Origin of the sequence: Achromobacter spanius, assembly GCF_039673305.1 — a bacterium.
GTDB classification, from domain to species: domain Bacteria; phylum Pseudomonadota; class Gammaproteobacteria; order Burkholderiales; family Burkholderiaceae_B; genus Achromobacter; species Achromobacter spanius_F.
In genome coordinates this window covers 363,856-388,352 of sequence record NZ_JBDJLJ010000001.1, presented here as the reverse complement: position 1 = coordinate 388,352, position 24,497 = coordinate 363,856, and the positions used below count along the sequence as shown (strand labels likewise).

Genomic DNA, 24,497 nt, shown 5'->3' with positions numbered 1-24,497 from the left:
GTCAGGCCAGTCCCAGCATCTGGGCAAGGGTTTGAGCGGGTTGCGGACGTTCCAGGCTGATCCGCCGTTCCAGGTCCGCAAGGTGGTTGTCATTGATCCTGACGGCTTCGGCGACGTCGCCGCGTTCCATCATGTCCACGATCAGCACGTGCTCGCCGTGTTCGCATGCGGCGTTGCCCGGCGGCTCGTACAGGGCCACGATGAGCGAACAGCGCGACACCAGTTCCGCCAGGTAGCCGTGCAGGATGGTGTTGCCGGACAGCTCGCCCAGCCGCACGTGGAAGGCGCTGGCCTGGCGCGCCCAGGCGGGCTGGCCGGCCCGGTGCAGCAGCGCATGCTCGTCGCGCAGCTGCTTGCGCAGCGAGGCATAGTCGGCCTTGGTGGCGCGCGCCGCGGCCAGCGGCACCAGGGCGGCCTCCAGCGCGCGGCGCGCCTGGAAGATCTGGCGCGTGTCCTCGGGCGTGGGCTCGGCCACCACCGCGCCGCGGTTGTGGTGAAGATCCACCACGTGTTCATGCGCCAGTCGCTGCAAGGCCTTGCGCGCGACCGACCGGGACACGCCGAACAGCTCGCAGATCGCCGCCTCGGGCAGTTTGGTGCCGGGCGTCAGGCGCTGGCTCATCACGCTTTCGTAGACCGCTTCGCAGATCCGGCGCTCCATGTCCGCGTCCGGCGCGGCGTCTGGCGCACCTACGTCGGGCGTACCGGCGCCAGGGGCATCGCCTGCGGACGCGGCGGTCTTGCGCAAGCCGGCGGCGGGCTTCCCGGCGGCTTTCGTGCGGGGATTGCGGGGTTGGGCGGGGCTTCGGGTGGACATGGGGGAACTCGGTTCAGCGGGAGTGACAGGAACGATCGTAACGGCGCTAGGCGATCACGCCGGGCGGCAGGCCGTCCACATGCCGGCAGATCTGGCCCGGGGTGGTGAACCAGATCTCGCCGCGGTCGCGGGCAGCGGCCAGCGGGGCCAGGGCCCGCCGCAGGTGCCGCAAGCGATAGGGCTGGCCGACGATGTAGGGATGGAGCGCGATGCCCATGACCAGGGGCTGGCGGACGGCCTGCGCGCGCATCTCCTCGAACTGGTCGAGAATCATATCGGCAAAATCGCGCGCATCCATCTTGCGCCCCATGATCATGGGGATGTCGTTGAGCTCCTGCGGATACGGAATCGCCCAAAGGTCGCCCGCACGGGTGCGCATGCGCATGGGCTGATCGTCGTGGCACCAGTTGAGCGTATAGCGGTAGCCCGCCTCGGCCAGCAGGTCGGGCGTGGCGCGGCTCTCGGAAATCCAGGGCGACAGCCAGCCGGCGGGTTCGCTGCCCGCGTGCCGCAGGATGCGGTCGCGGCAATGCGCGAGCAGCGCGCGTTCGTCCGCCTCTGGCAAGCCGCCCTGCCGGTGCGCGTTGCTGTAGCCGTGCCCGATCAGTTCGTCGCCACGCGCCAGGAAGGCGTCCACGAGCTCCGGGCAATGCTCATACAGCGCGGTGTTGATCAGCACGCCCGCGGGCAGGCGCAATTCGTCGAACAGTTCCAGGCAGCGCCAGGCGCCCACGCGGTTGCCGTATTCGCGCCAGGCGTAGTTGAGCACGTCCGGATGCGGCGACGCCGGCCCCAGCTCCGCGCCCAGGCCTTCCCCGAACGCGAAGTGCTCGATATTGAAGCCCAGGTACACGGCAAGGCGGGCGCCGTTGGGCCAGGAATAGTCCGCTCGGCCGGCGATCGGCTGGTACGGAAAGCGCCCGTGGCAGGCAAGGGGCTCCGGGGTCCAGGGAGACGCGGGTTCACGCCCCGGTTTAGTGCTTTGAAGCGAGGATGGATTCATTTTGGTGCAAATCCTGATGCATTATTGTGAACAAAAACGCTGACGCTTTGGCGACAAAAATAGAAATCGGTGTGTACAAACCATGCCGGACCGCACCCTGTTCCGCGCCGACCTCGCTGTGACAGGGCTGGTGCGCCGTCTGGCGGGCGGCGCGGATCAGGTGGCATGGATCTTGCATGGGGTAACGGAGCAGCACTTAACCCCATGCAAGATTCATTCCACTTTTTTCAGGAGTGCCCGATGACCCCGACCCGCCGTTCCTTCATGCTCCGCGCGACCGCCGCCGCCCTCTTCGCCGCGGGCCTCGCCTCGCAGCCGGCGCTGGCCGCGGACCCGATCAAGATTGGCCTGATCACCGCGCTGTCCGGAGAATCCGCGCGCGCCGGCGAGGCGCTGACGCGCGGCATGACCGTCGCCATCGATGAAATCAACGCGCGCGGCGGCCTGCTGGGCGGCCGCCAGGTGGTGCTGGTGCGGCGCGACGACGAAGGCAATCCCGCCAAGGGCATGGCCGCCGCGCGCGAGCTCATCTACAAGGAAAAGGTGGCCGTGCTGTTCGGCGGCCTGGATACCCCGGTATCCATGGCCATCGTGCCGATCGTGAACCAGGAGAAGGTGCCCTTCATGGGCCCCTGGGCCGCCGGCACCGCCATCACGCAGAACAAGGGCAATCCCAACTTCGTGTTCCGCGTGTCGGCGATGGACGAGATCGTCGACAGCGCGATGGTGCAGTACGCGCAGAAGACCTTCCAGAGCGCCAAGCCCGGCATGATCCTGGTGAACAATCCCTGGGGCGAATCCAATGAAAAGGGCCTGAACGCCGCACTGGCGACGGCCAAGGTCACGCCCGCCGGCGTCGAGAAATTCCAGCCGAACGATCTGGACATCGTGCCGCAGCTGAGCCGCCTGAAGGCCGCCGGCGCCGACACCCTGTTCCTGGTGGGCAACGTGGGGCCGTCGGCCCAGGTCGTCAAATCGCTGGACCGCATGGGCTGGAAGGTGCCGGTGGTGTCGCACTGGGGCCCGGCGGGCGGCCGCTTCACGGAGCTGGCCGGCCCCAACGCCAAGAACGTGCACTTCGTGCAGACCTACAGCTTCTTCGGCAAGCAGGGACCGGTGGGCGACAAGGTCATGCAGGCGCTCAAGACCAAGTATTCCGACATCAAGGGTCCGCAGGACATCACGCCGGCCGTGGGCGTGGCCAACGCCTATGACGGCATGCAGCTGGCCGCGCTGGCGATCACCCAGGCGGGCTCCACCGACGGCGACGCGGTGCGCCAGGGCTTCTACAAGATCGGCAAGTACGAAGGCCTGATCAAGACCTACGAGCAGCCCTTCACGCCGGCCTCGCACGACGCGCTGCGCGAGGACGACTACGTGTGGACGCAGTTCATCGACAACCGGATCCTGCCCGTCAAGGGCGCGCAGTAAGCCGGCCGGATCACGCGGGAGACGCGCATGTTGTTGATGTCCGCCATTGTCAGCGGCCTGGGTCTGGGTAGCATGTACGGACTGATGGCCCTGGGCTTTTACCTGACCTATGCCGTATCGGGCACGGTGAACTTCGCCCAGGGCAGTTCCATGATGCTGGGCGCCGTGCTGACGTTTACGTTTGCCCAGACGCTGGGCTGGCCACTGTTGGCCGCCCTGCCGCTGGCGCTGGCGCTGTGCGCGCTCTATGGCCTGGTGGTGGAGCGGCTGGCCGTGCGGCCCTTCGCCAGCCGCGGCTCCAACGCCTGGCTCATGTCCACCGTCGCGCTGGGCATCGTCCTGGACAACGTGGTGATGTTCACGTTCGGCAAGGAGCCGCGCAGCCTGCCTTCGCCGCTGGCCCAGGCGCCGCTGGAGATCGGCGGGCTGGGCCTGGGCATCTATCCGCTGCAATTGCTGATTCCGCTGGTCGGCCTGGCGCTGGCGGCCGCGCTGCATGCGCTGTCGCGCCGCACCCGGTGGGGCGTAGCGCTGCTGGCGGTGGTGCAGAACCCCAACGCGGCGCGCCTGATGGGCATCCCGGTGCGCCGCGCCATCATGGCCGCGTTCGCGGTGTCGACGCTGTTCGCCGGCGTCGCCGGCGCGCTGGTCGCGCCGCTGTTCAACGTGCAGGCCGACATGGGCACGCTGTTCGGACTCAAGGCCTACGTGGTCGCGATCCTGGGCGGCATCACCAGCGCCTGGGGCGTGATGATCGCGGGCCTGCTGTTCGGCGTGGTCGAAGCGCTGATCACCGTCGCGTTGGGCTCCGGATACACGCAGATCATCAGCTTCACGCTGGTGATCGTCATGCTGGCCGTGCTGCCCAATGGCCTGTTCGGACGCGCGGATGTGAGGAAGGTCTGATGGACAAGCAATCTGCATCGCGCTGGCTGCCGCTGGCGCTCTATACCCTGCTGGCCGCCGCCGCGCTGGTCCTGGCCGCCACGGTCAACGGCTATTACGTGTTCGTGCTGGGCAACGTGGCGCTCCTGGCGCTGGCCGGCATCGGCCTGAACGTGCTGCTGGGCCTGACCGGCCAGATGTCGTTCGGGCACGCGGGCTTTTACGCCATCGGCGCCTATACGGTGGCGATCCTTACCGGACAGGCGGGCTGGAGCTTCTGGCTGGCCTGGCCGGCCGCCGCGCTGGTGTGCGGCGCCTTCGGCCTGCTGCTGGCCCTGCCCGCCCTGCGCGTAAAGGGCCCCTACCTGGCGATGATCACCATCGCGTTCGGCTTCATCGTGGAGCACGGGCTGATCGAAGGCGGCTCGGTCACCGGCGGGCAGAACGGCCTGATGGGCATCGCGCAGCCCGCGATCGGCGGCATCGGCGGCGACCGCGGCGTCGCCATGCTGGCCATCGTTGCCGTGTTCGTGGCGCTGGCCGGCTATGCCCTGCTGTCGCGCGGCGCCTGGGGCGCCGCCATGCGCGCGGTCAAGGACAGCGAGACAGCGAGCGAATCCATCGGCATCAACCCCCTGATCGTGAAGGCCGTGGCGTTCATGGTGTCGGCCGCCGTGGTCGGCCTGGCGGGCGGCCTCTACGCGCCGCAGACCGGCATGATCACGCCGCACAACTTCAATTTCATGCAGTCCATCCTGTTCGTCCTGGCCGTGACGATAGGCGGCGCCGGCTCGCTGGCGGGGCCCATCTTGGGCGCGGTGGTGGTGGGCCTGCTGCCCGAATTGCTCTCCAGCCTGGAGGAATACCGCCTGCTGTTCTTCGGCGCCTTCCTGCTGGTGGTGCTGTGGGCCGCGCCCGAGGGCGCGGCGGGCCTCGTGGCGCGCTGGCGGCGCGGCGCGCGCAGCCATGCGCTCGCGCCTCGGCATGGCGCCAAGCCGGTCACCGGCCGGCCGCGGCGGACCCTGCGGGCGGACGCGCTGACCATGACCTTCGGCGGCGTGCGCGCCGTGCAGGCGGTTTCCTTCGCCGTGCCGCCCGGCGCCGTGACGGCCCTGATCGGCCCCAACGGCGCGGGCAAGTCCACCGTCATCAACATGCTCAGCGGCTATTACCAGCCGACCAGCGGCGCCGTGGCGCTGGGAGACGAGGCGCTGGCGGCGTTGCCCGCCCACCGCGTGGCGCGCAGCGGCATTGCCCGCACCTACCAGACCTCGCAGCTCTTCGACACCTTGAGCGTCGAAGACAACGTCGCGCTGGGCATGCTGCGCGGCCGCCTGGGCGGGCTGCTGTCCTCGCGCCGCTATCTTGCCGCCGACGCGCGGGAACGGGCGCGCGCGCTGCTGGGGTTCTGCGGCTACGAAGGCGCGCTGGACATCCCGGCGGCGGACCTGCCGCACGTGGACAGGCGGCTGGTGGAGATCGCGCGCGCGCTTGCCACCGACGCCGACATCCTGCTGATGGACGAGCCCGCGGCCGGCCTGTCGCGCGAAGACAAGACGCGGCTGGCCGGGCTGCTGCGGCGCATCGCCGAAGCGGGCGCGGGCGTGCTGCTGGTGGAGCACGACATGACGCTGGTGATGGGCGTGTCCGACCACATCGTCGCCATCGACGCCGGCCGCGAACTGGCGCAGGGCAGCGTCGCCGAGATCCAGCAGTCGCCCGCGGTGCGCCAGGCCTACCTGGGCGACGAGGCGGCGCGCCGCGCCCCCGCCGCGCGCCCCCGGCCAGCGGGCGAAACGCTGCCGCCCGAGGTGCTGGGCGTGGGCAATCTCACCACCGGCTATGGCGCCAACCCCGTGCTGCACGGCATCGACCTGCAGGTCCGGCACGGCGAAATGGTGGCGTTGCTGGGCGCCAACGGCGCAGGCAAGTCGACGCTGATGCGCACGCTGGCGGGGCTGCACCGGCCCGCCCAGGGCGGCATGCACCTGCAGGGCCAGGAGCTGCAGGGCCTGCCCGCCGACCGCATCGTGGCGCGCGGCCTGGTGCTGGTGCCGGAGGGCCGGCAGGTGTTCCCGGGCCTGAGCGTGCTGGACAACATCCGCCTGGGCGCATTCCTGCATCCGCAGGACTGCGACGCCCGGGTCGAGGAAATGCTTGCGCGCTTTCCGCGGCTGCGCGAGCGCCTGCACCAGCGCGCCGGCCTGTTGTCGGGCGGCGAGCAGCAGATGCTGGCGATCGCGCGCGGCCTGATGTCCAAGCCCGTGATCCTGCTGCTGGACGAGCCGTCGCTGGGCCTTGCGCCGAAAATCATCGACGAGCTGTTCGAGGCCCTGGACCGGCTGCGCGCGGAATCGATGACCATCCTGCTGGTGGACCAGATGGCTGCGCTGGCGCTGTCCCTGGCCGACCGCGCCTATGTGCTGGAATCCGGCCGGGTCGCGGCGCACGGCGCGGCGGCCGACATCGCGCAGGACGGCGCTTTGGCCCGCGCCTATCTGGGCGCCTAGCCGGGCTTGGCCTGGCCTAGGCCCGCGTCCTACGCGGCGTCGCGGCCCAGCCGGGCCCTGGCGCTGCCGGACCTGTCAGCCCGGGGTCTCTGAGCCACCGGCGAAAAAAAACGCCCCGTGACGGGGCGTTTTTCATCGAATCAGGCCGCGTTACACGGACTTCTTCAGTTCCTGGACCTTGTCCGTGGCTTCCCACGAGAACTCCGGCTCCGAACGGCCAAAGTGGCCATAGGCGGCGGTCTTGGTGTAGATCGGGCGCAGCAGGTCCAGCATGTTCACGATGCCCTTCGGACGCAGGTCGAAGTGCTCGCGCACCAGCTTGGCGATCTGATCGTCGGGGATGACGCCGGTGCCTTCGGTGTAGACGGTGATGTTGATGGGTTCAGCCACGCCGATCGCGTAGCTGACCTGCACCTGGCACTGGCGCGCCAGGCCGGCGGCCACGATGTTCTTGGCCACGTAGCGGGCGGCATAGGCGGCCGAGCGGTCGACCTTGGACGGATCCTTGCCCGAGAACGCGCCGCCGCCATGGGGGCATGCGCCGCCGTAGGTGTCGACGATGATCTTGCGGCCGGTCAGGCCGCAATCGCCTTGCGGGCCGCCGATGACGAAACGGCCGGTCGGGTTGACCAGGAACTTCGTCTTGGGCGTGATCAGGCCTTCGGGGAAGCTGGGCTTGATGATGTCTTCGATGACCGCTTCGCGGATGGTTTCCTGCGAAACCTCGGGCGAGTGCTGGGTCGACAGCACCACGGTGTCGACTTCAGCGGGACGGCCGTCGACATAGCGGAAAGTCACCTGCGACTTGGCGTCGGGACGCAGCCACCCCAGGCGGCCGTCCTTGCGCAGTTCGCTCTGGCGCTGCACCAGGCGGTGCGCGTACCAGATCGGAGCCGGCATCAGGTCGGGCGTTTCGTCGCACGCGTAGCCGAACATCAGGCCCTGGTCGCCCGCACCCTGGTTCAGGTAGTCTTCCGAGCTGCGGTCCACGCCCTGGGCGATATCCGGCGATTGCTTGTCGTAGGCGACCAGCACCGCGCAGCCCTTGTAGTCGATGCCGTATTCGGTGTTGTCGTAGCCAATGCGACGAATGGTGTCGCGCGCGACCTGGATGTAGTCGACGTTGGCGGTGGTGGTGATTTCGCCCGCCAGCACGACCAGACCGGTGTTGCACAGCGTTTCGGCTGCGACACGCGCGTTCGGGTCCTGCGTGAAGATGGCGTCGAGGATCGAATCGGAAATCTGGTCGGCAACCTTGTCGGGGTGCCCTTCAGAGACGGATTCGGAAGTGAAGAGAAAATCGTTGTTGGCCACAGATGCGTCCTTGCTTGTCCGGCAGTGCCGGCACTTAGGTTCACGAGGCGCGTTGCACCCCGGTCTGCATGGCATATGCCAACTGGGCGCGACGCTTTAGCGGATTTGGCAGTGGCCGCGCAATGCGCCGCGCCCTTGCCGTCGCCCCGCAAGTTGTCGGTTAACTCGGCGACTGGTCGCATTTTAAGCGAAAATGCCGTTCTTACGCTCGCGCCCGGGGTGTAAGCAAATTCCCCGAGCAGCGGCATTACCCTGCCCGTTCTCACCCTTTTGACGAATGCTGCTGCCCCTGTTCCGACTCTTTGCCGCCCTGCCGCTACCAGTGGCGCACGCCATCGGGCGCCTTGCCGGGCGCGCCGTCTACGCCTGGCCGGGCAAATACCGGCGGCGCCTGCAAGCCAATGCGGCGCAGGCCGGCTACCCGGGCACGGCCTTTGCCCGACGCGCTGCGGGGGAAACCGGCGCGATGATCCTGGAGAATCCCCGGGTCTGGTTCCGCAACAAGGAAAGCCTGGCTCAGGTGGTGTCGGACGACAATGACGTAGTCGCCGCCGCCCGGGCCGAAAAGCGCGGCATCCTGTTCCTGACCCCGCACCTGGGCTGCTTCGAGATCACTGCCCGGTACCTGGCCCGCCAGATGCCCATGACGGTCATGTTCCGCCCCCCGCGCAAAGACGTCCTGGCCCCCCTGCTGGAAACGGCGCGCAATAGTTCGGACGTCAACGCCGTGCCCGCCACCATGCAGGGCGTCCGGGAGTTCGTGCGCGCCCTGCGCCGTGGCGAATCCGTGGGCATGCTGCCCGACCAGGCCCCCAGCGTCGGCGACGGCGTGTGGGTTCCGTTCTTCGGACGTCTGGCCTACACCATGACCCTGCCCGGCAAGCTGGCCACGCAAACCAACGTTCCGATCATCCTCACCGCCGGCGAACGCCTGCCCAAGGGCCGCGGCTGGCGCATCCATTACGTCCGGGTGCCCGAACCCCTGCCGGCCGAGCCCGAGGCGCAGGCCGCCCTGATCAACGCCGCGATGGAAACGCTGATCCGGCGCTGCCCCGACCAGTACCTCTGGAGCTACAACCGCTACAAGACCCCGCGCGGGGCCACCCCGGCGCCCACCGCCGAACCGGCGCCCCCGGCCTCCTGAGGCCACGCCGATCCCGCCGCCCGGTCTTATTCCACATCCATGAACGATAGAAAAACGCGCACGCTGGTTTCCCTGTTGAAATGGTTCGGCCGCATCAAGCCGTCGACGCGCCAGCGCATCGGCGCCTGCCTGGGCTGGCTTGCGCCGCGCCTGGCGCGGTCGCGCGCCCGCATCGTGCGCCGCAACCTGGAGCTGTGCTTCCCCGATCAGCCCGAGTCCGTGCGCGAACAATGGGTGGCCGACCATTTCCGCGCGTTGGCGCAATCCATCGTCGACCGCGGCGTGCTCTGGTACGGCACCCCGGAAGCCATCAAGCAAATGGTCACGCAAAACGGCGCCGACCAGATCAATGCGCTGACGGCCGAAGGCCGCTCCGTGATCCTGCTGGCGCCGCATTTCATCGCCCTGGACGCGGCGGCCACCCGTCTGACCATGGAAGTGCCCAGCGCCGCCACCATGTACACACCGCAAAGCGATCCGCACATCGATGCGGTCGTCGCCGCCGGCCGCGCGCGCTTCAACGAAGTCTTCCTGGTCAGCCGCAAGGATGGCGTGCGCGACCTGATCCGGCACCTGCGCGCGCCCCGCCCCGTCTATTACCTGCCCGACATGGACTTCGGCCGCCAGGGCTCGGTCTTCGTGCCGTTCTTCGGCGTCCAGGCCGCAACCCTCGTGGCCACCGCCCAGCTCGCCCAGAAATGGAACGCCGCCGTGCTGCCGATCGTGGGGTTCTGGAACCCGGATACCGGCCGGTATCACGTGGACGTGCTGCCGCCGCTCGAGGACTTTCCGGGCGAGGATTCGCTCGAGGTCGCCACCGCCCGCCTGAACCGCGAGCTCGAATCCTGGGTGCGGCGCTGCCCCAGCCAGTACTACTGGGTCCACCGCCGTTTCAAGACGCGGCCCGAGGGCGAGGCCAAACTCTATTGACGCCCGGTCCGCGCCGCAATAATGGGCGATAATCCGGTGATGAACTGGAACTTCACCAAAATGCATGGCGCGGGCAACGATTTCGTTGTGCTCGACGGGGTCCGCCAGGCCATCGAAATGACGCCCGAGCGCGCCCGCGCATTGGGCGACCGGCACTTCGGCATCGGCGCCGACCAGATCCTCCTGGTCGAACGCGCCACGCGGCCGGACGCCGACTTCCGCTACCGCATTTTCAATTCCGACGGATCCGAGGTCGAACACTGCGGCAACGGCGCCCGATGCTTCGTGCGCTTCGTGCACGAACAGGGCCTGTCCGACCGCAATCCGCTGCGCGCCGAGATCGCCACGGGCATCCTGGTGCTGGACGAAGGCGACGACGAGCAGGTCACCGTGGAAATGGGCAGCACCCGTTTCGACCCCGCCGCCCTGCCGTTCGACACCGCCGGCCTCGCCTCGCGCGTCCAGGGCCAGGACACGCTCTGGGACCTGGACCTGGACGCGCCCGCTGGCATGCCGCGCACGGTCGCCGTGTCCGCGGTCGCGATTTCCAATCCGCACGCCGTGCAGGTGGTCGACAACGTCGACACCGCGCCCGTTTCGGTGCTGGGCCCCCTGATCGAAACGCATCCGCGCTTTCCCCGCCGCGTCAACGCCGGCTTCATGCAGGTCGTCGACCGCCACAACATCCGCCTGCGCGTCTTCGAACGCGGCGCCGGCGAAACCCTTGCCTGCGGCACGGGCGCCTGCGCCGCGGTCGCAGCCGGCATCCGCCGCGGCCTGCTGAATTCTCCCGTGCGGGTGCAAACGCGCGGCGGCGTGCTGACCGTCGCCTGGAACGGCGAACAACTGCGCATGACCGGCCCCGCCGAATCCGTCTTCACGGGCCAGGTCGACATCGACAAGCTCGTCTTCTCCATGGCGCTGAACCGATAACCCTATGACCGATACCGCTTTCACCGCCCAAGACATCGCAGGCTTCCTGCAAGAGAACCCCGGCTTCTTCGACGAGCACGCCGAAGTCTTCGCCACCCTGCAGGTGCCGCACCCGCACGGCTCGCGCGCCATTTCGCTGGGCGAGCGCCAGATCCTCACGCTGCGCGAACGCAACCGCGAACTGGAATGGCGCCTGAACGAACTCGTGCGCAACGCCACCGCCAACGAGACCATCGGCTCGCACGTCGCCAAGTGGTGCTGCCGTCTGCTGTCCGAATGCGACCCTCAATTGGTGCCGGGGGAAATCGCGCTGGGCCTGGCCGAACAATTCGACGTGAACCACGTGGCGCTGCGCCTGTGGAACCTGTCCGAACTCCCCGATCACGGCTACGGCGAACCGGTGTCCCAGGACGTACGCACCTTCACCGACAGCCTGAAGGCGCCATATTGCGGCACCGACACGGCCTTTGAAGCCGTCGCCTGGCTGGACGCCAAGCCCAAGTCGCTGGCGCTGGTGCCGCTGCGGCTCCAGGCCGACGGCCCCGCCGTGGGCCTGCTGGTCCTGGGCTCCGACGACGCGGAACGCTTCACCCCCGAAATGGGCACGACGTTCCTGGAGTCCATCGGCCAATTGGCCTCGGCGGCGCTGCACCGCCTGAATCCGGCCTCGCCCAAGGCCTAGGCGCCCGGGATGCACAGGGACAACGCGATGCGCGACCAGGACGCCGATCCCCGCCCCGCGGCCCTGCCCGACCCGATGACCGCGTGGCTGCGCCATCTGGAAACCAACCGCCGCTATTCACCGCACACGCTGGACGGCTACCGGCGTGAACTGCATTTCCTGCGCGAACTTGCCGACAAGGCGCGCCTGCCGCTGGACAAGCTCGGCAATGGCCACATCCGCCAGTTCGTGGCGCGCCTGCACGCGCAGGGCCGCGGTCCGCGCAGCCTGGCGCGCACCCTGGCGGCCTGGCGCGGTTTCTACCAATGGTGGGCGCCCGCGGCGGAGCTGGCCGGCAACCCGGTGGCGGGCGTACGCGCCCCCAAGGCGCCGCGCGGCCTGCCCAAGGCGCTGTCGGTCGAACAGACCCAGGCATTGCTGGACAGCGCGCCCGCGCGCGTCGCCACCGAACCGGCCGCGCTGCGCGACCAGGCCATGTTCGAACTGCTTTATTCCAGCGGCCTGCGGCTGTCCGAGCTGGTGGGGCTGGACCTGCGCTACGAGCGTTCTTCCGACTACGAATCGCGCGGCTGGCTGAACCTGGACGACGCGGAAGTCGTGGTGCTGGGCAAAGGCGGCAAGCGCCGCTCCGTGCCGGTCGGCCAGCAGGCCCTGGCTGCCCTGCGCAAGTGGATCGGCGCGCGCCCGCAACTGGCCGCACCCGCGCCGCGCCCCGAAGACGCCGCCGCGCTGTTCCTGGGCGCACGCGGACGCCGCGTCTCCCCGCGCGTCGTGCAGCTGCAGCTGGCGCGCATCGCGCAGGCGGCCGGCGTGCCCACGCATGTGCATCCGCATGTACTGCGCCACAGCTTCGCCAGCCACGTCCTGCAATCCGCGCAGGACCTGCGCGCCGTGCAGGAAATGCTCGGCCACGCGAATATCTCGACCACCCAGATCTACACGCGGCTGGACTTCCAGCACCTGGCCAAGGCCTACGACCAGGCCCACCCGCGCGCCGGCCGGAAATCCTGACCAGCCGCTAGCCGCCGGCCGCCACGCCGCCCAGCAGCGTCACGCCCAGCAACAGCACGGCAATCGCCGCCAGCGCCTCCACGGCGTAGCGCAGCCGCGCGGCGCCCGCGCCGGACAATCGGCGGCCCAGGCGCGTCGCCACGCCCCCCGCCGCCACGGCCAGGCAGGCCAGCACGGCCACCGTCAGGCCGGTGCCCAGGCCCATCGCCAGCGCCGACGCCACGCCCGCCAGGAAAAAACCCTGCGACAGCGCGAACACCAGCACGATCAGCGCGCCGCTGCACGGCCGCAGGCCCACCGCAAGAATGGCCGACCAGGCCCGGCGCCAGTTCAACGGCCCGGCCACCTGCTCCGGCGCGGGCGCGTGCGCATGTCCACAGCCGCAATCGTCGTCATGCACATGCGCGTGATCGTGCGCGGGGGCGGTCGATGGCGCGTGCACGGCAATCGCCCGCAGCGCCGCGGCTCCCTTCAAGGCGGGAGCCGGCGCGACGGCGACGGGCGGTGCAACGGCCGCGCGCCGCGTCAACGGCCGGATCGCCTTGACCCACACCAGCCAGACGCCCAGCAGCGTCACCAGGGTGTACGAGGCCAGCTCCAACCAGCGCGTGGCCTGGTTCATCGTTGCGGCGGTGGCGTTGAACACCAGGGCCAGGATCGCCACCAGCACAACCGCCACCAGCGCCTGGATCAGCGCCGACGCCAGCGCCAGCAACGCCCCATTGCGGGCGGTCTGGCGGTTGGCGAGCACATACGAGGAAATCACCGCCTTGCCGTGGCCTGGGCCCAGCGCATGAAAAACGCCATAGGCGAACGACAGGCCGATCAGCGCCCATGCCGCCCCGCCGTCCGCCTGCCAGGCGCGCACCGCGCCCGTCAACTGCCGGTAGAAATGCGACTGCCAGACCGAAACGCTGCCGAAAAAACTGGACAGCCAGCCCGGACCGCCCATCCCGGCGCCGCTTTCCGGCACGCCGAAGGGATGCGCGCCCTGCGCGGCGGCGGCGGACATCCAGGCCATGCCGCCCAGCATCAGGAACAGCGCGATCAGCCCGCTTGTGCAGCAGGAGGCGGGCAACGCACCTCGATGCGATGCGTGAGTCCCTTGGTGATGGCGAATAGCTCGTCCGGCAACGCGTCCGGGTCGGCCGGGATCGCGGCCAGTTGCTGCATGGTTTTCCAATCCAGTTCCTTGGGCTTGCGATAGGCGGACGTGCAGGCTGCGCCCTGTTGACCGCCCAGCGATACCGCGCCCTTCTCGTCAAATGCGTAGGCCACGAAATAGGTGGGGTCGTAGATGTCCACTTGGGCCCCCTGCGCGCCCGGCGCGACGGGCTCCGCCAGCGGCAGGGTGAAGGACAGCGTCAGACGCGTGGTTTTGGGATTCCAGTCGACGCGCGCATCGCGCGGCGCGCCAAACGCCGCGCTCTTGCCGTCCACCGTTACCCTCGTGAAGTAGTGGGAAATCGGCTCGCCCAGCGCCTTCATCCAGTCCTGCGCCATGCCGCGCAGCGTATCGGCGGGCAGGGAACCGTCCTTGCCCTTCTTCAGCCCCTGCGTGGCATAGGCGCCGAACATCTCGTCAAACAGCCACACCTGCCGCACGGCGGTGATGCGCTGCTGCGCGTCGATGTCGATCTGCGCGCGGGCGTCGATCCACATGTGCGGATGCGCGCTGGCGGCGCCCGCCGCCAGCAGTGCCGTCGCGGCGGTCAGGGCTGCAAGGCCGCGGCAAGCTGACGTGCGTTCCATTCAAACATTTCCAGATAGGTGGCGCCGGGCTGTCCGGGCTTGGACAGCGCGTCGGAATAGAGCGTACCACCCACCTTGGCGCCGGTCTCCCGGGCAATCTGCTCCACCAGCCTGGGGCTGCTGATGTTCTCCACGAACACCGCCGGGACCTTCTCGCGCCTGACCTGTTCGATGATGCCCGCCACCTCGCGCGCCGAAGGTTCGGCGTCGGTCGACACGCCCATCGCCGCAATGAAAGTCACGCCGTATGCGTCGCCGAAATAGCCAAAGGCATCGTGCGAGGTAACGACCTTGCGGCGCTCGGCGGGAATGGCCTTGAAGGTCTTGCGCACGCTGGCGTCCAGCGCCTCCAGTCGCGCGATATAGGCATCGGCGCGCGTCCGGTAGGCCTGCGCCCGCGCCGGATCGGCGGCGGCCAGGCCTTCGGCCACGTTGCGCGCGTAGATCACGCCATTGGCCAGGCTCTGCCAGGCATGGGGATCGGCATCCCCATGGTGGTGATGGCCGCCCTCGCCGCCGTGTCCATGGCCGTGACCATGATCATCGCCGTGGTCGTGGTCGTGGTCGTGGTCGTCGCCGTGGCCGGCGAACTTGCGCGCCTTGACGCCTTGCGAGGCCGTGACGGTCTGGCCCGCGAAACCCGAAGCCTTCGCCAGCTTGGGCAGCCAGGTTTCGAACTCCAGGCCATTCACGAACAGCACGCGCGCATCGGCCAGCTTCTTCGCGTCGCCGGGCGTCGGCTCGTAGCCATGCGCATCGCCGTCCGGTCCGACCAGCGTAGTCAGGCTGACGTCGGCGCCGCCGACTTCCCGCACGATATCGCCCAGGATGGAAAAGCTGGCTACCGCCTTCAACGGCTCGGCGGCATGCGCGGTCCCGATGACGGCTGTCAGGCACAGGCCGGCAATGGCCAGCAGCGCGCGGCGGCGGGCCGAAAAAATCGAATGCATAGCGGATCTCCTTAGAAAGTCTGGGGCGCGGGGCGCGCGCGGCGCGGCGCCCGCAGCAGCCCGCCTTGCGGGCCGCCCACGATGGAAAACAGATAGCAGGCGCCGGCCGCAAGGATGATGGCGGGCGACGCGGGAACATCGAAGTGATAGGACACCAGCAGGCCGGCCACGGAGGACGCTACCCCGAACGCTGCAGCAAGCAGGATCTGGCGGGCCGCGCTGCGGACCCAGAAGCGTGCCGCGGCGGCGGGCAGCATCATGATGCCCACCACCATCAGCGTGCCCAGCACCTGGAATCCCGCCACCAGATTCACCACCACCAGCACCAGGAAGCCCATGTGCACCGCCGCGCCCCGCCCGCCGCTGGCGCGCAGGAACCCCGGATCCAGGCATTCGGCCACGAGCAGGCGGTAAATGGCCGCCAGCACCAGCAGCGTCGCGCTGGCCGTGGCCGTCACGAGCAGCAACGACGCATCGTCCAGGCCCAGCACCGTGCCGAACAGCACATGCAGCAGGTCCATGTTCGAGCCGCGCAACGACACCAGCAGCACGCCCAGTCCCAGGGATATCAGATAGAACGCCGCGAAGCTGGCGTCCTCGCGCAGCGGCGTCAGGCGGGCGACCAGTCCGGCCAGCAAGGCCACCGCCAGGCCGGTGGCGATGCCGCCCAGCATCATCGCGCCCAATGACAGGCCCGACAGCAGAAAGCCGGCGGCGACGCCAGGCAGGATCGCGTGCGACATGGCATCGCCCATCAGGCTCATGCGCCGCAGCACCAGGAACACGCCCAGCGGCGCCGCCCCCAGCGACAGGGCGCAGGCGCCGGCCAGCGCACGCCGCATGAATCCGTAGTCCAGGAAGGGCGAAACCACCCACTGCGCGAGCGTCATTCCCAGGACCTTGCATGCCATTGCCGCGCCGCCTTCAGGTGCGCGTCGCTCAGGGTCGAGGCCGTGTCGCCCCACGCCACGACCGCGCCGGACAGAAGCAGGCATTCGGGAAAGTGATCGCGCACCAGATCCAGGTCGTGCAGCACCGCGATCACCGTGCGCCCCTGGCCATGCAGTCCGCACAGCAGCGCCATCAGATCGTCGGCCGTATGGCTGTCCACGGCGGCGAAGGGTTCGTCCAGCAGCAACACCGGCGCATCCTGCACCAACATGCGCGCAAACAGGACGCGCTGCATCTGCCCGCCCGACAGCGCATCCACGCCGCGGCCGGCGGCGTCCGCCAGGCCCACGGTTTCCAGCGCGTGCATGCAGCGGTCCAGTTCATCGGGGCCGTAGCCGCGCCATCCGCCCACGCGGCGCCACGCGCCCATGGCAACCAGATCCAGCACCGACATGGGAAACGACCTGTCCAGTTCGGCCGCCTGGGGCAGCCACGCTAGCGCCGACCTTCCGGCACCGCCGATACGCACGCTGCCCGTCATGGGGCGCAGCACGCCCATGATGCCCTTGATCAGGGTCGACTTGCCGGCACCGTTGGGGCCGACCACTGCCGTCATGCCGCCGGCGGCGAAGCTGCCCGACACCGACCTGAGCGCGGCCCGCCCGCGCCAGCCGAATGACGCATCGTTCAGTTCGACGGAGCAAGAAGCGACGCTCATCGCGGCCACCAACCCATTGCCCAGCCGGTCAGCACCCAGAGCGCAGCAGCAGCGGCCAGCGCGACTGCCATGCGGCGCCAGGCGGAAACGAGGAAAGCGGAACGCGGCGGCGCGCTCCGACCGGGCGCGGCGCCGGGCCGTCGGGGGAGCAGCGTGAAATGGGACATGGCAGGCAGAAACGAAGTGCGGCGACGAATATTTATTATGTTATATCATAACTAAATCGGCCGGACGTCGGCGCCAGTTCCCGCGCCCGGAGGTTTTCTGCTACCTTCCAGGCATCTCGCGCGCGCGTCACGCGCGTTTCCCATTCAGATAAAGCCCGCCATGTCCGCTCCGTCCCGTCCTCCCCGCAGCGATACCGTAGGCGCTCAGCTCAGCGTCGCCGAAACGCTGTGCGCGCAGCGCGGACGCCGCCTGACCCCCATCCGCCGCAAAGTCCTGGAGCTGCTGCTGCGCCACGGCCGCAGCCTGAAGGCTTACGAGCTGCTGGACGCCATGCGCGCTGTCCACCCCGGCGCTGCGCCCCCCACGGTGTACCGCGCCCTGGACTTCCTGATGGACGAAGGCCTGATCCACCGCCTTGACGCCGTCAACGCCTGGAGCGCCTGCCACGACGCCGGCGGCGCGCCGCACGACCTGCTCGTGGTCTGTACCGGCTGCGGCGCCGTGGCCGAAGTGTCCGACCCGGCCATGAGCCGGCAGTTGGCTGAACGCGTCGCCCAGACCGGCTATGCGCTGGCCACCCACGAAACCGAGATCCGGGCGCTGTGTCCGCAGTGCCAGCAGAAGCAGCCCGCCGACGCGGGCCACCATCATCACCATCACTGAGCCCGGTCCAGTCGGGCGGGTCTCATCCGGCCTCATCTTTTAGGCGCACCCAACCGGACCAGGCGCCGGCCGCCTTCCGCGCGCCCCGCCCTTGAAAACGGGGAAACAGCCCCAAAATAGTGGTATCGCCCGATACTTCACGGCGTACAGCCGCGATCTGGCGGCTATGGCCCCCCGGGTTGGCCCGGGGTTTGCCCCCTGCCCCCGACTGTGCTGTAATCCTGCGTCCGGCCGCTATCGGCGGCCTTCGCAGCCTGTGTCAATCATCATTCATCGGTGGTTGAAAACCCTGTCAGGCCCCGTGTTTCACGCCTTGACCTCACGCTAGCAGCTTCGCCATGAATACCCCGCGCAGTTTGGACAAAATGGTTCCCGTCACCATCCTCACCGGCTTTCTCGGTGCGGGCAAGACCACCCTGCTCAAACGCATCCTGACCGAATTCCACGGCCGCCGCGTCGCGGTCATCGAAAACGAATTCGGGCCGGAAAGCATCGACAACGACCTGCTGGTGCAGGACAGCGATGAAGAAATCATCGAACTGTCGAACGGCTGCGTCTGCTGCACGGTGCGCGGCGACCTGATGCGCACACTGTCGGAATTGCGCGCCAAGCGCGAGGCCGGCGAACTGACTTTCGAACGCGTCATCCTCGAAACGACCGGCATGGCCAACCCTGGCCCCGTCTGCCAGACGTTCTTCATGGACGACGACATCGCCGAGTACTACCGCCTGGACGCGGTGGTCACCGTGGTCGATGCCAAGCACGGCATGTCCACGCTCGACGAACAACCCGAAGCCCAGAAGCAGGTCGGTTTCGCCGACCGCATCCTGATCTCGAAGAAAGACCTGGTCAACGAAGTCGACTACGAAGCGCTGCGCCACCGCCTGGTTCACATGAACCCGCGCGCGCCGATCACCGCCGTCAATTTCGGCGACGTCGACCTCAAGTCCATCATCGACATCAGCGGCTTCAACCTGAATTCCATTCTGGACATCGACCCGGAATTCCTGGCCGATGAACATCCGGACGCCGCACACAGCCATGCCCACGGGCACGATCACGGCCACGATCATGACCACCATGGCCATGATCACGATCATGATCACGACGGCGAGTGCGGCGCGCACTGCAATCATGCCCATCACCACCACCCCAAGCACGACGACGAAATCGGCGCGTTCGTGTTCCGTTCCAACAAGCCGTTCGATCCCGCGCGCCTTGAGGAATTCCTGGGCGGCGTGGTTCAGGTCTATGGCCCCGACCTGATGCGCTACAAGGGCATCCTGTACATGAAGGGCATCAACCGCCGCATGTTGTTCCAGGGTGTGCACATGATGATGGGCGCCGAACCCGGCAAGCCGTGGACCGCGGCCGAAAAACCGTCCACCAAGATGGTGTTCATCGGACGTAAGCTGCCCCAGGAGATTTTTACCCGGGGCTTGGAGCAGTGCCTGGCGGGGTAATCCCCATTCCTGCGTGACGCGATGCGACGAAGGCAGTACTGTGAGGTACGGATAGCGTAGGCAACAAGTAACACGGACCGGGAATGGACGCCCGCGCCAGGATCGATTCATAGTGGAGTGTTTACATGGCTACCAAGGCAGCAACCAAAAAATCAAGCAAGTCGACGAGCGATACGGCGATTGATCTGCCCAGCGAAAAGGAATTGCTGGCCATGCCCGAGTCCGACTACATGAACGAACGCCAGCTGGCTTTCTTCAAGGAACGGCTCAAACAACTCGAACAGGACATCCTGGCCAACGCCGGCGAAACCACCGAGCACCTGCGCGAGACGCAATTCGTGCCGGATCCCGCCGACCGCGCCACCATCGAGGAAGAGCACGCCCTGGAACTGCGCACCCGCGACCGCGAGCGCAAGCTGCTCAAGAAGGTGCAGCAGTCCATCGCCCGCATCGACAGCGGCGAATACGGCTGGTGTGAAGAAACCGGCGAACCCATCGGCATCCCGCGCCTGCTGGCCCGTCCCACGGCCACCCTGTCGCTCGAAGCCCAGGAACGCCGCGAGATGCGCCAGAAGCTCTACGGCGACTGATCCGTCCCGCATTCGCACCGTCCCTGAAAGGCCATGCTGCTCTCCGGCATGGCCTTTTTTCTCGTCCACAGGGCCTAACCCGCCTCGCGCGCCGCTTCCGATGCAGACGCCCGAGGCGCGGCCTTGAAACGCCGACCTTGATTTCCCCGCGAATGCCCCCAGCTACTTCTTTCAAAGGAAGGAACGCATGGAACAATTTCACGCCACCACCATCGTGTGTGTGCGACGCGGCAACCGCGTCGCGCTCGGCGGCGATGGCCAGGTCACCCTGGGCAACATCGTCATCAAGGGCACGGCCCGCAAGATCCGCAGGCTGTACCACGACAAGATCCTGGCCGGTTTCGCCGGCGCCACCGCCGACGCCTTCACGCTGCAGGAACGCTTCGAAGCCAAGCTCGAAAAGCACCAGGGCAACCTGATGCGCGCGGCGGTCGAACTCACCCGCGACTGGCGCACCGACCGCGTCCTGCGCCGCCTGGAAGCCATGCTGATCGTGGCCGACGCCGAGCACACCCTGGTGCTCACCGGCAACGGCGACGTGCTCGAACCCGAACACGGCCTGGCGGCCATCGGCTCGGGCGGCGCCTACGCCCAGTCCGCCGCCCTGGCCCTGCTGCGCAACACCGAACTGCCTCCCGAAAAGATCGTCAAGCAATCGCTGGAGATCGCCGGCGACCTGTGCATCTACACCAACCAGAACCACGTCATCGAAACGCTGGGCGACTGACGCCTGCCGCGCGGCGCACCCTGCGCCGCGGCGCCCTCCCAGCCCGCCCTAGCTTCAAGGATCCGCCCTCATGTCCGCATCCAACATGACGCCCGGAGAGATCGTCTCCGAACTCGACAAATACATCGTCGGCCAGAATCGCGCCAAGCGCGCGGTCGCGGTGGCGCTTCGCAACCGCTGGCGCCGCCAGCAGGTCGCGGAACCGCTGCGCCACGAAATCCACCCCAAGAACATCCTGATGATCGGCCCGACCGGCGTCGGCAAGACCGAAATCGCGCGCCGCCTGGCCAAGCTGGCCAACGCGCCCTTCATCAAGATCGAAGCCACCAAGTTCACCGAAGTGGGCTACGTGGGCCGCGACGTGGACACCATCATCCGCGACCTGACTGAATACTCGATCAAGCAGACCCGCGAACTGGAAATGCGCCGCGTGCGCACCCAGGCCGAGGACGCCGCCGAAGACCGCATCCTGGACGCTCTGGTGCCGCCCGCCCGCAACGCCTCCGGCGAACCGGACCGCGGCGAAGACAACAGCGCCCGTCAGACCTTCAGGAAGCGCCTGCGCGAAGGCAAGATCGACGACCTCGAAATCGAGATCGAGGTCGCCCAGGCCGCCCCGCAGATGGACGTCATGACGCCCCCGGGCATGGAAGAAATGGCCGAGCAGCTGCGCGGCATGTTCGCCGGCATGGCGCGCGACAAGAAAAAGCCCAAGAAGATGAAGGTGCGCGAAGCCTTCAAGCTCATCATCGACGAAGAGGCCGCCAAGCGCGTCAACGAAGAAGACCTGCGCACCGTGGCCATCAACAACGTCGAGCAGAACGGCATCGTGTTCCTGGACGAGATCGACAAGATCGCGGCCCGCCAGGAAGCCGGCGGCGCCGACGTGTCCCGCCAGGGCGTCCAGCGCGACCTGCTGCCGCTGGTCGAGGGCACCACCGTCAACACGCGCTACGGCATGGTGCGCACCGACCACATCCTGTTCATCGCGTCCGGCGCATTCCATCTGGCCCGTCCGTCGGACCTGATTCCCGAACTGCAGGGCCGCTTCCCGATCCGCGTCGAACTCGAATCCCTGACCGCCGAAGACTTCGTGCGCATCCTGTCCGACACGGATGCCTCGCTGACCAAGCAGTACACGGCCCTGATGGCCACCGAGGACGTCCAGCTCGAATTCACCGAGGAAGGCGTGCGCCGCCTGGCCGAACTGGCCTTCGACGTCAACGAAACCACCGAAAACATCGGTGCCCGCCGCCTGTACACGGTCATGGAGAAGCTGCTGGACGAACTGTCATTCGACGCCACGTCCAGCCAGGACAAGCACGTCAAGATCGACGCCGCCTACGTCAATTCGCAGTTGGCGGAAGCCGCCAGCAGCCAGGATCTGGCGCGCTACGTGCTGTAATGCGCCGTCCGGGCCCCTGATCCCGGGACGGATGCAAAAAGCCCCGCCGCAAGCGATTGCGGCGGGGCTTTTTCAAATGCCAACCGGAAAGGCGTCCCCGCGACGCGCACCACGGGCGCGCGCTTGGGCGCGACACGTCGCGTTATTTCGCGATCGCAGTCACCACGTACTTGCCATCCTTGCGGGTAGCCGTAAAGCGCACCTTGTCCCCTGCCTTGATATTGGCCAGGAGCGCCGGGTCCGCCTGGTAGACCAGCGACATGGCCGGCAGGTCCAGCGCCTTGATGGCGTCGTGCTTGATCGTGACCTTGCCCGCGGCGGGATCCACACGCCGCACTTCCCCGGTGGCGTCGGCCTGCTGGGCAAACGCCACCGGCGCGGCGATCATTACGACAGCCATCGCGGCGGCGACAGGCATGGGCACGGCATACTTGCGGGAAAAAGCCATATGGGTAACCTCCATGTGCAGCGGAAGCCGCTACCGGGCCGGGCCCAGTCCGCTTCCTACAGTGCTAGGATACTGCGCGAATGCAACAGTTCCGGCCGCAGTACGCAACAATTCTGACGGTTGATTGCGAACGCCGCCCAATCCGTCCGCCGCGCTTACCGTCGGACGCAAGCCCCTTACTTCTACTCACCGAACCAGGACTTCCATGGCCAACCGCTTATCCGTTATTGCCACCCGCACGGGAGACGATGGCACCACCGGCCTTGGGGACGGATCGCGCCTGCCCAAGGACGCCCCTCGGGTGGCCGCGCTGGGCGACGTGGATGAGTTGAATAGCGTCATCGGCCTGCTGCTGACAGAAGCGCTGCCCTTGGACGTGGCGGCCGACATGCTCGTCATCCAGCACGATCTCTTCGACATGGGCGCGGAGCTATGCATACCGGGCCACGTCGCGGTCAGCACCGAACAGGTCGCACACCTTGATGCCCGTCTGGCTCACTACAACGCAACGCTCCCGCCGCTGCGGGAATTCATCCTTCCTGGCGGGTCGCGGCCGGCGGCGTTGGCGCACGTGGCGCGCACCGTATGCCGCCGCGCCGAGCGCGCGGTGGTGGGGCTGGCGAACGTGGACGGTGTCAATGCGCCGATCAGGCAATACTTGAACCGCCTGTCGGATTTGATGTTCGTGCTGGCGCGCTACCTAAACAAGACGCTGAATATCGGGGACACCCTCTGGGCGAGTCCGAACTCTCGTCAATCGACGTAACCACTGCGAGAAATTGCAAACCCGCCAACGCGCGTTGCCGTTGGGAATTAAAATATCGCATCCGACACTCTGTTTCATTTATTCGTTCGATCCGACGCAGTTGCGGCATAATTGAGGGTTAACGAGCGGGTTTGCGCACCGCGCTCACTGCTCAAGGATTTAATAGAGAATGAGTATTATTGTCACCGGCGGCGCCGGCTTCATCGGTTCGAATTTCGTCCTGGACTGGTTCGGCACTACGGACGAGCCGGTCATCACGCTGGACAAACTCACCTACGCAGGCAACCCCGAAAACCTGGCTTCGCTGGCTGGCAACCCCAACCATCAGTTGGTCCATGGCGACATCGGCGACACCAAGCTCGTTGCCGAACTGCTGGCCAAGCACAAGCCACGCGCCGTGTTGAACTTCGCGGCCGAATCGCACGTTGACCGTTCTATCCACGGTCCTGGCGAATTCATCCAGACGAACATCGTCGGCACGTTCAACCTGCTGGAAGCCGTACGAGCATACTGGAATGGGCTATCGGAGGCCGAACGCGCCAGCTTCCGCTTCCTGCACGTGTCCACGGACGAGGTCTATGGTTCGTTGAAGAAGGAAGATCCAGCTTTTAGCGAGACCAATCGCTACGAGCCCAACAGCCCGTATTCGGCCAGCAAAGCGGCCAGCGACCATCTGGTCCGGGCTTATCACCATACCTATGGACTGCCGGTACTGACGACCAATTGTTCCAACAATTACGGTCCCTACCATTTTCCTGAGAAGCTGATTCCTCTCGTCATTCACAATGCGTTGGCTGGCAAGCCATTGCCGATCTACGGCGACGGGCAGCAAATCCGCGACTGGCTATATGTGAAGGATCACTGCACTGCCATCCGGCGCGTGCTGGCTGACGGCCAGCTTGGTGAGACTTATAACGTAGGCGGCTGGAATGAAAAGGCGAACCTCGACGTAGTCCACACCCTGTGCGCGCTTCTTGACGAGCTCAGCCCCCGAGCGGATGGCCAGCCCTATAAGAACCAGATAACCTTCGTCAAAGACCGGCCCGGCCACGACCAGCGTTACGCCATCGACGCCTCGCGCCTGGAGCGTGAGCTGGGATGGAAGCCCGCTGAGACTTTCGAGTCGGGTATTCGGAAAACGGTGCAGTGGTATCTGGAAAACCAGCAATGGGTCGCCAATATCACCAGCGGCTCATATCGAGAATGGGTCGACACCCAATACTCCGCTTGATTATTCGGGCGGCCTTCGAAGGCGCGCACGCGCCTTTCCCCGCATTGCCATACAGTCATCCCTTT

Annotated in this window: 24 protein-coding genes; 15 read left to right on the top strand and 9 right to left on the bottom strand. The window is 67.3% G+C overall.

Annotation, left to right across the window (positions count from 1 at the left end):
* Position 1: 1 nt before the first annotated feature.
* On the bottom strand, positions 2-817 hold the full coding sequence (locus tag ABE485_RS01850; protein WP_430795380.1) for a GntR family transcriptional regulator: 816 nt from the start codon (positions 815-817) through the stop codon (positions 2-4).
* Between the two features lie 46 nt (positions 818-863).
* Positions 864-1,820 carry a polysaccharide deacetylase family protein gene (locus ABE485_RS01845; RefSeq protein ID WP_346513025.1) on the bottom strand — a complete coding sequence of 319 codons (957 nt, stop codon included), beginning with the start codon at positions 1,818-1,820 and terminating at the stop codon, positions 864-866.
* A gap of 240 nt (positions 1,821-2,060) precedes the next feature.
* On the opposite strand from ABE485_RS01845, the gene ABE485_RS01840 reads away from it, so the two are divergent.
* Genes ABE485_RS01840 through ABE485_RS01830 form a run of 3 tightly spaced genes read left to right on the top strand, consistent with a single transcriptional unit; the run spans position 2,061 to position 6,646 of the window.
* Positions 2,061-3,251 (top strand): ABC transporter substrate-binding protein, encoded by a 1,191-nt coding sequence (locus tag ABE485_RS01840; protein WP_346513024.1) that lies wholly within the window; start codon positions 2,061-2,063, stop codon positions 3,249-3,251.
* Between the two features lie 27 nt (positions 3,252-3,278).
* Positions 3,279-4,157 carry a branched-chain amino acid ABC transporter permease gene (locus ABE485_RS01835; protein WP_346513023.1) on the top strand — a complete coding sequence of 293 codons (879 nt, stop codon included), beginning with the start codon at positions 3,279-3,281 and terminating at the stop codon, positions 4,155-4,157.
* A complete protein-coding gene (locus tag ABE485_RS01830) occupies positions 4,157-6,646 on the top strand; it encodes a branched-chain amino acid ABC transporter ATP-binding protein/permease (RefSeq protein ID WP_346513021.1) in 2,490 nt (829 codons plus the stop codon). Before ABE485_RS01835 ends, ABE485_RS01830 begins: the two co-directional genes overlap by 1 nt.
* Before the next feature lie 150 nt (positions 6,647-6,796).
* On the opposite strand, the gene metK is transcribed toward ABE485_RS01830, so the two are convergent.
* Positions 6,797-7,960, bottom strand: a complete 1,164-nt coding sequence (gene metK / locus ABE485_RS01825; RefSeq protein ID WP_346513019.1) for a methionine adenosyltransferase — start codon at positions 7,958-7,960, stop codon at positions 6,797-6,799.
* Positions 7,961-8,237: 277 nt separating this feature from the next.
* Here metK and ABE485_RS01820 point away from each other — a divergent pair, with 277 nt between their 5' ends.
* The 5 genes from ABE485_RS01820 to xerC are packed head-to-tail and all read left to right on the top strand — an operon-like array spanning position 8,238 to position 12,660.
* Positions 8,238-9,104 carry a lysophospholipid acyltransferase family protein gene (locus tag ABE485_RS01820; RefSeq protein WP_346513017.1) on the top strand — a complete coding sequence of 289 codons (867 nt, stop codon included), beginning with the start codon at positions 8,238-8,240 and terminating at the stop codon, positions 9,102-9,104.
* Between the two features lie 39 nt (positions 9,105-9,143).
* Positions 9,144-10,034, top strand: a complete 891-nt coding sequence (locus tag ABE485_RS01815) for a lysophospholipid acyltransferase family protein (protein ID WP_346513015.1) — start codon at positions 9,144-9,146, stop codon at positions 10,032-10,034.
* A gap of 21 nt (positions 10,035-10,055) precedes the next feature.
* Positions 10,056-10,967, top strand: a complete 912-nt coding sequence (gene dapF / locus ABE485_RS01810; protein ID WP_346513014.1) for a diaminopimelate epimerase — start codon at positions 10,056-10,058, stop codon at positions 10,965-10,967.
* Positions 10,968-10,971: 4 nt separating this feature from the next.
* Positions 10,972-11,649: a DUF484 family protein gene (locus ABE485_RS01805; RefSeq protein ID WP_346513013.1), complete on the top strand. Its 678-nt coding sequence runs from the start codon at positions 10,972-10,974 to the stop codon at positions 11,647-11,649.
* Between the two features lie 27 nt (positions 11,650-11,676).
* On the top strand, positions 11,677-12,660 hold the full coding sequence (gene xerC / locus ABE485_RS01800; protein ID WP_346513098.1) for a tyrosine recombinase XerC: 984 nt from the start codon (positions 11,677-11,679) through the stop codon (positions 12,658-12,660).
* A 7-nt stretch (positions 12,661-12,667) separates the two neighbouring features.
* Here the strand turns inward: xerC and ABE485_RS01795 are convergent, their stop codons facing one another.
* Genes ABE485_RS01795 through ABE485_RS01775 form a run of 5 tightly spaced genes read right to left on the bottom strand, consistent with a single transcriptional unit; the run spans position 12,668 to position 16,971 of the window.
* Positions 12,668-13,693 (bottom strand): nickel/cobalt transporter, encoded by a 1,026-nt coding sequence (locus ABE485_RS01795; RefSeq protein ID WP_346513097.1) that lies wholly within the window; start codon positions 13,691-13,693, stop codon positions 12,668-12,670.
* 14 nt (positions 13,694-13,707) lie between these two features.
* Entirely contained in the window at positions 13,708-14,412 is a 705-nt protein-coding gene (locus tag ABE485_RS01790) for a DUF1007 family protein (protein ID WP_346513011.1), read from the bottom strand.
* Positions 14,373-15,362 carry a metal ABC transporter substrate-binding protein gene (locus ABE485_RS01785; protein WP_346513010.1) on the bottom strand — a complete coding sequence of 330 codons (990 nt, stop codon included), beginning with the start codon at positions 15,360-15,362 and terminating at the stop codon, positions 14,373-14,375. Before ABE485_RS01785 ends, ABE485_RS01790 begins: the two co-directional genes overlap by 40 nt.
* 11 nt (positions 15,363-15,373) lie before the next feature.
* Complete coding sequence (locus ABE485_RS01780; protein WP_346513096.1) at positions 15,374-16,252, bottom strand: metal ABC transporter permease; 879 nt, start codon at positions 16,250-16,252, stop codon at positions 15,374-15,376.
* Positions 16,249-16,971, bottom strand: a complete 723-nt coding sequence (locus ABE485_RS01775; RefSeq protein WP_346513009.1) for a metal ABC transporter ATP-binding protein — start codon at positions 16,969-16,971, stop codon at positions 16,249-16,251. The genes ABE485_RS01780 and ABE485_RS01775 overlap by 4 nt, the downstream gene beginning before the upstream one ends.
* Before the next feature lie 327 nt (positions 16,972-17,298).
* Between ABE485_RS01775 and ABE485_RS01770 the strand changes: the two genes are divergently transcribed.
* From ABE485_RS01770 to hslU, 5 genes are all read left to right on the top strand, one after another.
* Entirely contained in the window at positions 17,299-17,802 is a 504-nt protein-coding gene (locus ABE485_RS01770; RefSeq protein ID WP_346513008.1) for a Fur family transcriptional regulator, read from the top strand.
* 338 nt (positions 17,803-18,140) lie between these two features.
* Entirely contained in the window at positions 18,141-19,265 is a 1,125-nt protein-coding gene (locus ABE485_RS01765) for a CobW family GTP-binding protein (RefSeq protein WP_346513007.1), read from the top strand.
* 125 nt (positions 19,266-19,390) lie between these two features.
* The gene (gene dksA / locus ABE485_RS01760; RefSeq protein WP_006389752.1) at positions 19,391-19,855 is read left to right on the top strand and encodes an RNA polymerase-binding protein DksA; all 465 of its coding nucleotides are present in this window, start codon (positions 19,391-19,393) and stop codon (positions 19,853-19,855) included.
* Positions 19,856-20,042: 187 nt separating this feature from the next.
* Positions 20,043-20,582, top strand: coding sequence for an ATP-dependent protease subunit HslV (hslV, locus tag ABE485_RS01755; RefSeq protein ID WP_346513006.1), 540 nt, complete (start codon positions 20,043-20,045; stop codon positions 20,580-20,582).
* A 70-nt stretch (positions 20,583-20,652) separates the two neighbouring features.
* Positions 20,653-21,987 (top strand): ATP-dependent protease ATPase subunit HslU, encoded by a 1,335-nt coding sequence (hslU, locus tag ABE485_RS01750; protein WP_346513005.1) that lies wholly within the window; start codon positions 20,653-20,655, stop codon positions 21,985-21,987.
* A gap of 142 nt (positions 21,988-22,129) precedes the next feature.
* Here hslU and ABE485_RS01745 read toward each other — a convergent pair whose 3' ends face one another.
* A complete protein-coding gene (locus tag ABE485_RS01745; protein WP_346513004.1) occupies positions 22,130-22,435 on the bottom strand; it encodes a copper-binding protein in 306 nt (101 codons plus the stop codon).
* A 205-nt stretch (positions 22,436-22,640) separates the two neighbouring features.
* On the opposite strand from ABE485_RS01745, the gene ABE485_RS01740 reads away from it, so the two are divergent.
* Positions 22,641-23,201: a cob(I)yrinic acid a,c-diamide adenosyltransferase gene (locus tag ABE485_RS01740; protein WP_346513003.1), complete on the top strand. Its 561-nt coding sequence runs from the start codon at positions 22,641-22,643 to the stop codon at positions 23,199-23,201.
* A 169-nt stretch (positions 23,202-23,370) separates the two neighbouring features.
* Entirely contained in the window at positions 23,371-24,432 is a 1,062-nt protein-coding gene (rfbB, locus tag ABE485_RS01735) for a dTDP-glucose 4,6-dehydratase (RefSeq protein ID WP_346513002.1), read from the top strand.
* Positions 24,433-24,497 lie beyond the last annotated feature (65 nt).